This window comes from uncultured Phocaeicola sp. (genome assembly GCF_948499155.1).
Classification (GTDB): domain Bacteria; phylum Bacteroidota; class Bacteroidia; order Bacteroidales; family Bacteroidaceae; genus Phocaeicola; species Phocaeicola faecalis.
On sequence record NZ_CAOOSE010000016.1, the window covers coordinates 44913 to 56508 of the forward strand.

Here is an 11596-nt window from a genome sequence, read left to right on the forward strand (position 1 = left end):
GCATGATTCTGATTGTGATGATGCACTGTGTAGTCCCTGTGACTTGCAATGTTGACCACTACGCAATGATTGTCATTTCTAAAAATATCACACGTATGGCGGTGCCTCTGTTTTTTGTGATTTCTGCTGTTCTTTTCTTTCGTGATTTCAGCACATTGAGTGAATTCTCATGGAGTCTATATGCTCACAAGATAAGGAGGCGTTTTATGACTCTGGTCGTACCGTATCTTCTTACCGTTCTCATTTATGCGACCTTCTTTTATTGTTCACAGAAAATCCCGTATTTGCGTGCTTTCTATCCTCCTGAGAAGATGATCGAGAATCAAAGTTTGATGCAGATTGTGTGGTCCATAAATCCAGCATTGTGGTTTCTCAGAAACTTGTTCTTTGCTTTTTGTTTGTCGCCAGTCTTTCTTCTTCTCTATGAAAAAAGATGGTTGGCAATTCCACTATTCATAGCCTCCTTCTTTTGGTGGTTGACTCGCATTAACATCTATGCCGAAACGGTGTTTTTTATCAGTTTGGGATTGTTGATCGCACGTTATCCTCAATACTTGCATAAAACGATTTGCAAACGTACGGAAGTGATTGTTATGATTCTTTTCTTTGCTTCAGTAATGTCACGTATCTACTTGTTGGGAAATTACTGGAATGACCAATTGATCTATTTGATTCTACTGCTGAAGGTAGAAATCCTATCATCCATCGTACTTGCCTATCGATGGATAGTCAAACTCCCTAAATATGCAGAAAGAATATTGGAATTATTCGCAAAGTACTCTTTCTATACCTATCTGATGCACATGTTGATATTGCATGTATCTCGCAATATATGCATAAAGTTTTTACCCCCCCCCAATATACTTTCGTATATATTGATACTGAGTACTACGATAATAATCGCAATCTATTCATATAAACTATTACTCCATGTATACCGACCATTCTTGTCGGTTTTACTTGGAAACAGATTGAAAAAATGAATATACTATATCTTTATACTGGCGCCATTAACCCCATGAAAGGTGGTGTTCAGCGAGTTACAGATGTTGTTTCTACTCGTCTCCGGCAGCGAGGACACACGGTTTACTTTCTAGGTCTTGTAAGTGGAGATTCTCCCTATCAGTTTACATTCCCCAACAAGCAAGATGCTTGCGGAGATGAAAACCTTTCTTACTTAAAAAAGTTCATTTATGAACATCAAATCAACATAGCCATTTTTCAAGAGGGCATTTCACCCTTGCATTCTGCATGGGCCTATGCTGTGAAGGATACTTCCGCCAAACTCGTATCCTGTATCCATAATAGCATGCTGGGTGGGGTAGTCAACATGGAGCAGGCTACTCGTGATCGGTTGAATAAGTTTCATTTAGGGATGTTGGCACCTCTGGTGCGTATCCCTATGATAGCAAGGCTTACCAAATATACCTATTGCAAGCTCATGCATGGGCATTACATCAAACTTTGTAACGAAAGTGACCGAGTGGTATTGCTTTCTGATAGGTTTATTGCAGAACTGAATGAATTTGTTGATGCAAAGCGATACCAAAATATTTGCGCCATCCCCAATCCTGTCTCATTTGAGCTATCTAAACCTTTGGTATGGGATGAGAAGAAGAAAAAAATTTTGTATGTAGGAAGAATCGATTCAAAGTTGAAGCGGGTAGACCTCCTCTTGAAAATATGGGAAAAAGTGTGGAAGCAACTACCGGATTGGAGTTTGGATATAGTAGGTGATGGTCCGGAGTTACCTAAGTTCAAAGAATATGCGTCGGTGCATCAGTTGGAGAATATTCATTTTTATGGCTTCGATAATCCTAAATCCTATTATGAGTCTGCATCTATCTTTACCATGACTTCTTCTTCCGAAGGTTTCGGCATTGTATTGGTGGAAGCCATGCAATATGGTGTTATTCCTATAGCTTTCAATAGTTATTTGAGCGTTACTGACATCATTGATGATGGAGTCAATGGCTTGTTGGTTGATGCTATGGATGTTGATAAATATGTGGAAGCACTTGTTTCGCTCGCTCATGACAAAGCGCGTAGGAAGCGGATGGGCTTGGCGGCTATCGAAAAGGCCAAGCTGTTTTCGATAGATAGTGTGGTGGATAAGTGGGAAGATTTGTTATTTACGATTAAATAAAATATGGTATGAAAAAATATTTTAAATACTTCAAGTATCTCTACTTCTATAACGAACGTATTATTTTGCCGCTAAAGCGCTCACTGAATAATTGGAGCTATTTGATATTTATTCTAATAAACCCTATTTTAATAGTGTATTTTGTTCTTTCAGTAATTTATGAACATACTGTCGGAGAGAGATTAGTACATTATCAGATGAAAAACGATATGAAAGGCTCTTTTGTTCACGATATTGCAATCGTATCCATCAGTAAAAACAAAGGCCCTTATCTGCTGGAATGGATTGAGTTTCATAGAAATGTAGGTGTAACAAAATTCTTTTTTTTTATAATAATGATGATAATACACGTGAACTACTTCAGCCATATATCGATTCTGGCATCGTTGACTGTGTATTGATTAAGGGCAAAGGACAGCAATTGAATGCATATAATGATGCCATACAGAAGCATAAAAATGAATGCAGGTGGATGGCATTTATTGACATGGATGAATATCTCATTCCTTCTCAAGGAGGAATGTTGGGAGAGACAATGCAAAGGCTTTTTGAAGGTAGAAATGATGGTGCAGCAGGAATTGGAGTGAACTGGGCAATATTCGGCACTAGTGGTCATAAAAACAGATTACCCCCCCCTATTACAGAAAAATTATTAAATCGTGCTGAGAATAATTATTGGACTAACTTTCACGTTAAGACGATTTGCAACCCTCGCCTTGTCGCCAATTACATCTCCCCTCATTATCCACATTATAGATTAGGAGCATATTCAATCTCTGATACAGGAAAGCGTCAATGGGGATGGAGTTTCAACGATGTACAATATAACAATTTGCGTATCAACCATTATTATTGTAAATCAGAAGAAGATTACCTAAAGAAGATTTCACGCGGTCTTGGAGATAGGGTTGGCAGTTATGATATGAGTAGATATAAATACTATGATAAAAATGACGTACACGACGAATTAATGTTGCGATATAAATCTGAATTGTCTAAACGTTTGAAATCTTTCTAAATAGAAATCAATACTTATCAATGAATATATTAGTTATTTCACATGTATATTCGGGTGGAGGTATGCCTCAGTCATTCACTCCGGTGGTGCATTACTTCACTCGCGAATGGGTAAAGCAAGGGCATAAGGTGATTGTGGTGAACCTCAGTACCTATTTTCCTTGTATCGTTTATCATTTACCTCCGTTTGTGAAGAAGTACTTGGTCAACAAGTTTCAGTCTGTACTTCCGGAAGAACGGTTGAACAAGGCTATTGATTTCAATTATGAGGGAGTGGACGTAATACGTGTACCCATATTCAAGTATAAGCCATCCATGGTGGTGCCCTATAAGCGGCAAGCCAAGCAAGCAGACTATATCATCGCCAAGTTGCAGGAACGTGGATTTGTGCCTGATGTAGCTGTAGGGCATTGGCAAAATCCGCTATATATCCTCTCGCGCATTAAGGCACATTATGGTTGCAGTACTGCTATGGTGCTGCATGGAGTGGTTTCGTTCGATAGGTATCCCAATTGGAAGAATTTGACTAGTCAGATTGATTTATGGGGGCTTCGCTCTGTTTGTATGACAGAAGTCTTTAATAAGTTGATGGGTATTGAGACCCCTCGATTCATCTGTGCATCGGGTATACCACAGTCCATTGTCAATCCGGAGGCTGATCTTATGCGATGGAACGACCGATATATCTATGTCGGCTTTCTGCTTGACCGTAAATACCCTGACGTGGTAATAAAGACATTACCTAAGGTGTATGGCCAGGATGATTACCATCTGGACGTTGTGGGCGGTGGCTTTATTGAGAACGAACTTCATGCTTTAATCAAGCAACTTGATGAAGAACGCCGTATCAACATGACCGGGCGTAAACCTCGTGAGGAAGTAATTCTGATGCTTGATAGGGCCGATTGCTTTATCATGATTTCGCGCGATGAGGTGTTCGGTCTCGTTTATCTAGAAGCTATGGCAAGAGGATGCATTGTGGTGGCAAGCCGTGGTGAAGGTATGACAGGTATCATCGAGGACGGTGTGAATGGATTCCTTTGTGCTGCTGGCGATGAGGACGAATTGGCACAAATCGTGCAGAAGATTCGTTCGTTGCCCTCTGAAAATCGATTGGCAATACGGAAAGCAGCTATGAAGACAGCAAGTGAGTACACTGATTGGAAAGTGGCGGAAAGATATGCCGAGCAGTTATCTACCATAAAGAAATAATTATGAAGAAACTTATCAATTTACTGCGTCTGTTTAAAAGGCGTTATTATATCTGGAAATATGGATTGAAACAGGTTCATTCCACGTTTATTGCTGCTCCTCGATGCTCTATTGCAAAGGATTTCAAGGGGGAAGCTTATTCTTATGTAGGGCCGGGTTCGAGCATCTATCCGGGTGTGAGTGTAGGTAAATATACTATGATAGCGAATAATGTACATATTATCGGTGGTGACCATTGTTTCAATAAGGCAGGGATTCCTATCATCTTTTCAGGGCGAGAACCTTGTAAGGAGACTATTATCGGTAGTGATTGTTGGATAGGTGCTTATTCCGTTGTGATGACGGGGGTACAGATTGGCGATGGAGCCATTGTAGCCGCTGGGAGTGTAGTCACGAAGGATATACCTCCTTATGCTATTGTAGGAGGGGTGCCTACCAAGTTGATAAGGATGAGATTCAATGAAGATGAAATAAGAAAACATCAAGCTATGTTGGAAAAAGACTATACGGAATTGGACCATTTAACGCGCCAAATATTGCGCGGAAATATGAAGGATGGTTCCTTCATTATACCTCGGGGGGGGGGAAATAGCTCTAATAATGTCATTATGCTGGTGCCCTTTACAGAAAGGAGGACTGCATAATGAAAAAGTTATTAACAATAGGAGTTGCATATCATAAAAATATGGAATTTGTAGATCAGGGACCTTATATTCCCATACAAGTTGGTGCAGTATATAATAAGGATCTTGGTATACAGAAGGACAGCGATGGGGATAACATTTCAGTGGACAATCCGTATTGTAGTGAGATGTCAGCGATGTATTGGATATGGAAGAATGTAGATGCTGATTATAAAGGATTATTTCACTATCGACGTTTCTTAACTTATAAAAAGGGAAATAGCTTAAAGGTGATGCGTAATATAGTCTTGTATATAGCTTCTAAAGTGATTTCTCCTTTCATCCCTGATTCGAGATGCTTATGTAATTTCTCTTCCACTCTTGAAATACCACAAAGTGAAATCAATGAACATCTTGATATATTTGCCCATGACATATATAAAGATATTGAAAAGGGTCGGTATGATTTGTATTGCATGAAAAAGTTACATTATAGTACTTATACCATGCAGACTCATTTGAAAAAAGCAATAGGATTCTGGCATTATAATTATGTTGTGGACTTGATAGCAAAAGATTTTCCGGATTTTAATGTTTACTTTTCTCAAACATTAAAAGACAATAAGTTCGTATCGTGCAATATGATTATTGCAAAGTCAGATGTGTTCGATCAATATTGTAGACTAATGTTTGATATTAAGGACAAATATTTGCATCATATGAATGCTGGAATACCTAATGGAGTTACAAATATTGCAATGTTGCGTGATTTTGGATATATAGCTGAATTAATCACTGATGCATACGTAAGGATGATTTCTTCACGTAGATTAAAAGTTAAGTATTTGAACTGTATGTCTGTTGATATGAACGTGTCTGGCATGAGTTCTGTTCAGGCTTCTATGTGGAAAAGAATAAAAAAGAATCTATGACAAAACAATACGACTATCTTATAGTGGGTGCAGGGTTATTTGGTTCTGCATTTGCTTATTTTGCTAACAAATGGGGTAAGAAGTGCTTGGTTATTGACAAGCGCGAACACCTTGGAGGTAATGTGTATTGCGAGAAAGTGGAGGGAATTAATGTCCACAAATATGGGGCGCATATTTTCCATACTTCTAATAAGGAGGTATGGACGTTTGTCAATTCTATAGTAGAGTTCAACCGCTACACTAACTCACCAATAGCTAACTATAAAGGCCGATTCTATAATTTGCCCTTCAATATGAATACATTCTATCAAATGTGGGACGTGCACACTCCTGCTGAGGCTATGGCTAAACTGAATGAGCAGCGAGCAGAAGCACTTTCTGCTCTTAATGGTAGAGAACCGCAAAATCTTGAAGAACAGGCACAAATACTTATTGGGAAAGATATATATGAGGTTCTTATTAAGGGCTATACAGAGAAACAGTGGGGCAGAAAATGTACTGAGTTGCCTGCCTTTATCATCAAACGACTACCTGTGCGTCTAATTTTCGACAATAATTACTTTAACGATAAGTATCAAGGTATCCCTGTCGGTGGCTATAACAAGTTGATAGATGGCTTGTTGACAGGAATTGAGACTCGGGTAAGTTGCGATTACTTCGCTCATCGTTCAGAACTGGACGCATTAGCAGATAGTGTGGTATATACAGGTGCACTCGATGAGTATTTTGATTACAGTGAGGGTAAACTGCAATATCGTACCGTTCGTTTTGATACATTTATTGAAGATATCGCGAACTATCAAGGTAATGCCGTAGTGAACTATACAGAACGAGACATACCCTATACTCGCATTATAGAGCATAAACACTTCGAGATGTTCGGACAAGCGGTGTTTGATTGTCCAAAGACTGTAATCAGTAAGGAATATTCCGCAGAGTGGAAACCAGGTATGGAGCCATACTATCCCATCAATGATGTAGCTAATTCTGCAATTTATGCAAAGTATCGCGAGAAGGCTGAGACTATTCCAAACTTGATTGTTGGTGGTAGATTGGCGGAGTATAAGTATTATGACATGGCTCCTACAGTGGAGAAAGTAATGGCATTGTTCTTAAAGAGATAGTAAGTCTTAATAAAAAATATGTAAATGAAACTTGTTTATAAAATAGGGGGGAGTATTGCACTTCTCTTCCTTGGTGAAGCTTTTTTGCGTTTCTACGGCTTTGCCAATGCACCTCTTTTTGAGGAAAGTATTGCTTACGAATATATAGCTAAACCCAATCAAGACATGATGCGCTTTGGCAATCATATTCATTATAATTCTTATTCACAGCGAAGTGATGAGCCTGATACAACTAAAGTTATAATTCTAGGTCTGGGTGACTCGGTAATTAATGGAGGCGTACAAGTGGATCAGGATGACATTGCAACTTCCCTCTTTACGAAAGAAACCGGTATGCAAATGCTGAACATATCGGCAGGAAGTTGGGGGCCGGATAATTGTGCTGCTTATTTAAGAGAAAATGGGCTGTTTGGTGCAAAGGCCATGTTCCTAGTTGTGAGCAGCCATGATGCACACGATAATATCAATCATCAACCGGTAGTGGGTGTACATCCCTCATATCCTGACAAGCAATATCCATTGGCATGGGCTGAACTGTTGGAACGGTATGTGCTACCGCGAGTGTTGCCACGGAAGAAAACGGCAGAACCTGACCCTGACCAAAAAGTGCTTCGTGCAATTTCGAAAGATGGTACTGGTATAAAGAAAGATGGAAAAGTATTTAATCCAGGCTTTGATGAATTAAAGGTCATGGCTGATAAAGCTTCCATTCCCTTGATTGTATATCTGCATGCTGACCAAAAAGAGTTGAGACAGGGACGATATAATGAGCAAGGGGAAGAGATTATAGAGTGGGCTGAAAGAAATAAGGTTACTCTTGTGCGGGAATTGGATTCTGGATTTACATCTCAGGATTATAGAGATGGGATTTACCTCAGCAAGAGCGGACAACGTAAGTTGGCGAATATAATGAAAGAAATTATTTGTGAAAATGTATAAGTCAATTATATGGGTAATGATTTAATGGAGTTTCAAACTCCTTATTCAAAAGCGAATAAATTGCGACGGTTAGTATGGACTTTCACATGGACTTGCTTCGCTCGCCCTTTTCCTCGTTCTATGGCAATGAGATGGAAACGTATGTTGCTGTGTGCGTTTGGGGCCAAAATAGCACCGACCGCGGCTGTTTATGCAACTGTTCGCGTGTTTCAGCCTTGGTTACTTACGATGGATGATTATGCGTGTTTGGCTGAAGGGGTGGACTGTTACAATGCAGCTCCTGTTCATATTGGGCGTAACGCTACAGTGAGCCAACGTGCTTTTCTCTGCACGGCAAGTCATGACATAACCGACCCACATCATCATCAGACGGAAGCGCCTATCGTGATTGAAGACCGTGCTTGGGTTTGTGCAGAAGCGTTTATTGGGCAAGGGGTTACTGTTGGTGAAGGAGCTGTATGTGCTGCACGTGCAGTGGTGGTAAAGGATGTAGAACCGTGGACAGTGGTGGGTGGTAATCCTGCGAAACTGATTAAGAATAGGGTGTTGATAGATATTAAACGGGGGGGGGTAAAATGTGAGACCGTAGAGGAAATTAAAGCATTGTTGGCTGATTTGGAGAAAGGGGGTGTGTTATGAATCAAGTTTCTTTATTTCAGCCTATTCAAACTAACGCTATGCCTCGTAAAGATAAAATAAAAAATATGATTTGGGGAATGGTCAATGCATCTGTATTCCGTTGGTCGCCTCGTGTTGGTCGCCCATTTAAACTCTTCAGAGTGTGGTTGGTTCGTCTTTTTGGGGCTGATATTGATTGGACGTGTAGTCTCCATCCAAAGTGTAAAATTGAATATCCTTGGCATTTGTCTATGGGACGTTATTCTTCTTTAGGCGAACGTACATGGGTATACGCAATGGCTTCTATTCAAATTGGAGACAAGTGTTGCATTGGTAACGATGTGTATCTGCTTACCGGTTCACATGATGTAGCAAGAAAAGATTTCATGTTGGTTACACGTCCCATTGTGGTAAACTCCTGTTCATGGATTGCTACAGGAGCTTATCTTCTTCCTGGTGTAACTATTGGAGAAGGTTGTGTCGTATCAGCTAAGGCTTTGGTATGCAAAGATGTTGCTCCTTGGACGGTAGTGGGTGGCAATCCTTCTAAATTTATAAAAAAAAGAGAATTCAAAAGTAACTAAAAGATTTTATGAACAATCAATTAACCTCACCTCTCCTTTCCTCGACAAAACTCCGTTCTAGTGAATTGGATTTCGTCAAGGGGGTATTAATCACCTTGATGGTGTTGTTTCATCTTTCATATTTTGTGGAGCGTCACGTTGCACTCACCGAGTGGGTGTACACCTTTCACATGTCTGGATTTTTGGTAATTTCCGGGCTTTTGTTTAATGTCGAAAAGGATTGGCATGGATTCGGGAGGCATTGCGGAGCATTATCGTTCCTTATGTGGTGTTTGAGGTGATGTATCTGGTGGCGCTCACGCTTTCCATGATGAGTTTACTGTGCGGAGTTTATCGTTTTACCCCCCCCCAGCTGCTGAAAGGTATTACGTTCTTGGGTAAAATTCGCTGTGCATCGTGCTGTTTTCTCCGTTTTTCACGGTATGTACCAAGCTGTATGTACGTCTTTTTGCTTTCGATGTTTCGGGCATGCTGTGGGCGTTGGTCAGCACGATACTAGTTGTCGGTCTTTGTCTCCTAATGGGGTGTCTTTGCGACCGAATGGGGCTTTCTGAAATTCTGATGGGGAAGGGCTCTCGCCTTATTAAATAATAGCACTATGTATGAGTGCATAACTTTTTAACAAATGAATAACAACACGATAGCCGCTCTTATTCTTACTAAGAACGAGGCTAAGCATATTGAGCGTTGTATAAATTCCTTAAAAGGAGTATGTGATGAAGTAATCGTTGTGGATTCGTTCAGTACTGACAATACTTGCGGATTAGCGGAAAAATTAGGTGCGAAAGTCTATAAAAATCCATGGAAAAACTATGCTACGCAGTTCAATTATGGTGTATATCACTGTAACATCCAGTCTGAATGGATTTGGCGTATTGATGCTGACGAGTTTTTGGAGGGCAATTTGGGGAAGGCTATGAAGAAAGCTTTGAAAGATTGCGAAGATGATGTGAATGGTGTGTATGTGCGTAAGCGTATTGACTTTATGAATCGTTCGCTATTGCATGGAGGGTGGTATCCTAGTTATCACTTGAAGGTGTTTCGTCGTGAACACGGTGATTGCGAAAATCGATGGATGGATGAGCATATTCGCATCTTCGATGGGTGTACTATTACGGTTGATGATGGAAATCAGGTAGACGCTAACTTGAATGACTTAACCTGGTGGACGGATAAGCATAATGGATATGCTACTCGTGAAATGGTGGATATGCTGATGATGCAATATGGTTTGGATGCTAAAGCGCAAGAAGTGATTCCTAAGTTTTTCGGAACTGAGGAACAACGCAAGCGTTGGCTTAAAATCAAGTACATCAAGTCACCGCTGTTCGTACGGCCTTTCATCAACTTTATATGGCGATATATTTTGAAAGGCGGATTCCTAGATGGCAAAGAAGGCTTTATTTGGCACATATTACAAGGCTTTTGGTATAGAATGTTGGTTGATGCCAAAATTTATGAAATCAAGAAGCGTTTCAATTATAATGAAGAGGAGATAAAAAACTATCTCAAAGATAATTATTTAACAAAATACTGATTCTTTTGAAACTGGCCAGGGGGCTTCAGTTAATTATTTTTCCACATATACATATTTATGAAAGTATCTATCATTACTTCGTGCTACAATCGCGCGGGGACTATTCGTTGTGCCATAGAATCTGTATTGGCACAAGATTATCCCGACATTGAGTATATCATTGTGGACGGAGCATCAACAGACGGTTCGACTGAGATTATTCGCCAATACGAAGGCAGGGTGGCACGAATCATTTCCGAACCCGACCGGGGGATGTATGAGGCTATCAATAAAGGTATCCGTGCAGCTACCGGTGATATTGTCGGTCTGATGCACTCGGATGATTTTTTCTTTGACAATCATGTGGTATCGGACATTGTAAAGCGGTTTGAGGGAACAGATGCCGACTTTGTATATGGTGACGGACTTTTTGTGGATTGTAACGATACCAATCGGGTGGTGCGTAATTGGATTGGCGGAAGTTATCAACGCTGGAAAGTGAAATGCGGATGGCTTCCTTTGCATCCTACTTGTTATATCCGCAGGGATGTGATGTGGCGTGAGGGGTTGTATGATGAGAGTTATAAGATTGCTGCGGATACCGACTTGTTGGTACGTTATTTATACAAGAGCCGGTTGAAAGTGGAGTATCTGCGTAGATATATTGTGCGTATGCGTATGGGGGGATTAAGTACGGATAGTGAAAAGCGAAAAGCGATGTGGCATGAGGATATCCGGCTGTATCGTGCACATGGATTTTGCCCTGTCCCTACCAAGGTGATGAAGATGATGTGGAAAATCCCTCAGTTTATTACTGCAAAGTTTCAATGTGTTGGCATCCAATTTTGATATTCTGTTATTATTCTCCACCCTCATTTGAGATAA

General features: G+C 40.3%; 13 protein-coding genes. All 13 read left to right on the plus strand.

Going from position 1 to position 11596, the window contains the following annotated elements; translation table 11 throughout:
• Nucleotides 1-2 precede the first annotated feature (2 nt).
• The 13 genes from QYT14_RS18885 to QYT14_RS12205 all read left to right on the plus strand — a co-directional run bounded on the left by QYT14_RS18885 (nt 3) and on the right by QYT14_RS12205 (nt 11560).
• Nucleotides 3-983, plus strand: coding sequence for an acyltransferase (locus QYT14_RS18885; protein WP_354002068.1), 981 nt, complete (start codon nt 3-5; stop codon nt 981-983).
• Nucleotides 980-2146 (plus strand): glycosyltransferase, encoded by a 1167-nt coding sequence (locus QYT14_RS12150; protein ID WP_288325543.1) that lies wholly within the window; start codon nt 980-982, stop codon nt 2144-2146. Before QYT14_RS18885 ends, QYT14_RS12150 begins: the two co-directional genes overlap by 4 nt.
• Nucleotides 2147-2154: 8 nt before the next feature.
• The gene (locus QYT14_RS12155) at nt 2155-2547 is read left to right on the plus strand and encodes a hypothetical protein (RefSeq protein WP_289307532.1); all 393 of its coding nucleotides are present in this window, start codon (nt 2155-2157) and stop codon (nt 2545-2547) included.
• The gene (locus tag QYT14_RS12160) at nt 2517-3164 is read left to right on the plus strand and encodes a glycosyltransferase family 92 protein (protein ID WP_289307534.1); all 648 of its coding nucleotides are present in this window, start codon (nt 2517-2519) and stop codon (nt 3162-3164) included. The genes QYT14_RS12155 and QYT14_RS12160 overlap by 31 nt, the downstream gene beginning before the upstream one ends.
• A gap of 20 nt (nt 3165-3184) precedes the next feature.
• Nucleotides 3185-4375, plus strand: a complete 1191-nt coding sequence (locus QYT14_RS12165; protein ID WP_288325545.1) for a glycosyltransferase — start codon at nt 3185-3187, stop codon at nt 4373-4375.
• Between the two features lie 2 nt (nt 4376-4377).
• The gene (locus QYT14_RS12170) at nt 4378-5019 is read left to right on the plus strand and encodes a CatB-related O-acetyltransferase (protein WP_288325546.1); all 642 of its coding nucleotides are present in this window, start codon (nt 4378-4380) and stop codon (nt 5017-5019) included.
• Nucleotides 5019-5930 (plus strand): DUF4422 domain-containing protein, encoded by a 912-nt coding sequence (locus tag QYT14_RS12175; RefSeq protein ID WP_288325547.1) that lies wholly within the window; start codon nt 5019-5021, stop codon nt 5928-5930. Before QYT14_RS12170 ends, QYT14_RS12175 begins: the two co-directional genes overlap by 1 nt.
• Nucleotides 5927-7054, plus strand: coding sequence for a UDP-galactopyranose mutase (gene glf, locus QYT14_RS12180; protein ID WP_288325548.1), 1128 nt, complete (start codon nt 5927-5929; stop codon nt 7052-7054). The genes QYT14_RS12175 and glf overlap by 4 nt, the downstream gene beginning before the upstream one ends.
• 24 nt (nt 7055-7078) lie before the next feature.
• Entirely contained in the window at nt 7079-7993 is a 915-nt protein-coding gene (locus QYT14_RS12185) for a hypothetical protein (RefSeq protein WP_288325549.1), read from the plus strand.
• Between the two features lie 24 nt (nt 7994-8017).
• Nucleotides 8018-8632, plus strand: a complete 615-nt coding sequence (locus tag QYT14_RS12190; RefSeq protein ID WP_288325553.1) for a putative colanic acid biosynthesis acetyltransferase — start codon at nt 8018-8020, stop codon at nt 8630-8632.
• 65 nt (nt 8633-8697) lie between these two features.
• A complete protein-coding gene (locus QYT14_RS12195; RefSeq protein WP_288325550.1) occupies nt 8698-9195 on the plus strand; it encodes a putative colanic acid biosynthesis acetyltransferase in 498 nt (165 codons plus the stop codon).
• 625 nt (nt 9196-9820) lie between these two features.
• Nucleotides 9821-10732 carry a glycosyltransferase family 2 protein gene (locus QYT14_RS12200; RefSeq protein WP_288325551.1) on the plus strand — a complete coding sequence of 304 codons (912 nt, stop codon included), beginning with the start codon at nt 9821-9823 and terminating at the stop codon, nt 10730-10732.
• Between the two features lie 57 nt (nt 10733-10789).
• Entirely contained in the window at nt 10790-11560 is a 771-nt protein-coding gene (locus QYT14_RS12205) for a glycosyltransferase family 2 protein (RefSeq protein ID WP_288325552.1), read from the plus strand.
• The last annotated feature ends 36 nt before the right edge of the window (nt 11561-11596 follow it).

Coding starts and splice junctions, on each gene's coding strand:
- QYT14_RS12170 (WP_288325546.1), top strand. CDS start 4,378: ATGAAGAAACTTATCAATTTACTGCGTCTGTTTAAAAGGCGTTATTAT.
- QYT14_RS12150 (WP_288325543.1), top strand. CDS start 980: ATGAATATACTATATCTTTATACTGGCGCCATTAACCCCATGAAAGGT.
- QYT14_RS12185 (WP_288325549.1), top strand. CDS start 7,079: ATGAAACTTGTTTATAAAATAGGGGGGAGTATTGCACTTCTCTTCCTT.
- QYT14_RS12190 (WP_288325553.1), top strand. CDS start 8,018: ATGGAGTTTCAAACTCCTTATTCAAAAGCGAATAAATTGCGACGGTTA.
- QYT14_RS12200 (WP_288325551.1), top strand. CDS start 9,821: ATGAATAACAACACGATAGCCGCTCTTATTCTTACTAAGAACGAGGCT.
- QYT14_RS12155 (WP_289307532.1), top strand. CDS start 2,155: ATGAAAAAATATTTTAAATACTTCAAGTATCTCTACTTCTATAACGAA.
- QYT14_RS12195 (WP_288325550.1), top strand. CDS start 8,698: ATGATTTGGGGAATGGTCAATGCATCTGTATTCCGTTGGTCGCCTCGT.
- QYT14_RS12205 (WP_288325552.1), top strand. CDS start 10,790: ATGAAAGTATCTATCATTACTTCGTGCTACAATCGCGCGGGGACTATT.
- QYT14_RS12165 (WP_288325545.1), top strand. CDS start 3,185: ATGAATATATTAGTTATTTCACATGTATATTCGGGTGGAGGTATGCCT.
- QYT14_RS12175 (WP_288325547.1), top strand. CDS start 5,019: ATGAAAAAGTTATTAACAATAGGAGTTGCATATCATAAAAATATGGAA.
- glf (WP_288325548.1), top strand. CDS start 5,927: ATGACAAAACAATACGACTATCTTATAGTGGGTGCAGGGTTATTTGGT.
- QYT14_RS18885 (WP_354002068.1), top strand. CDS start 3: ATGATTCTGATTGTGATGATGCACTGTGTAGTCCCTGTGACTTGCAAT.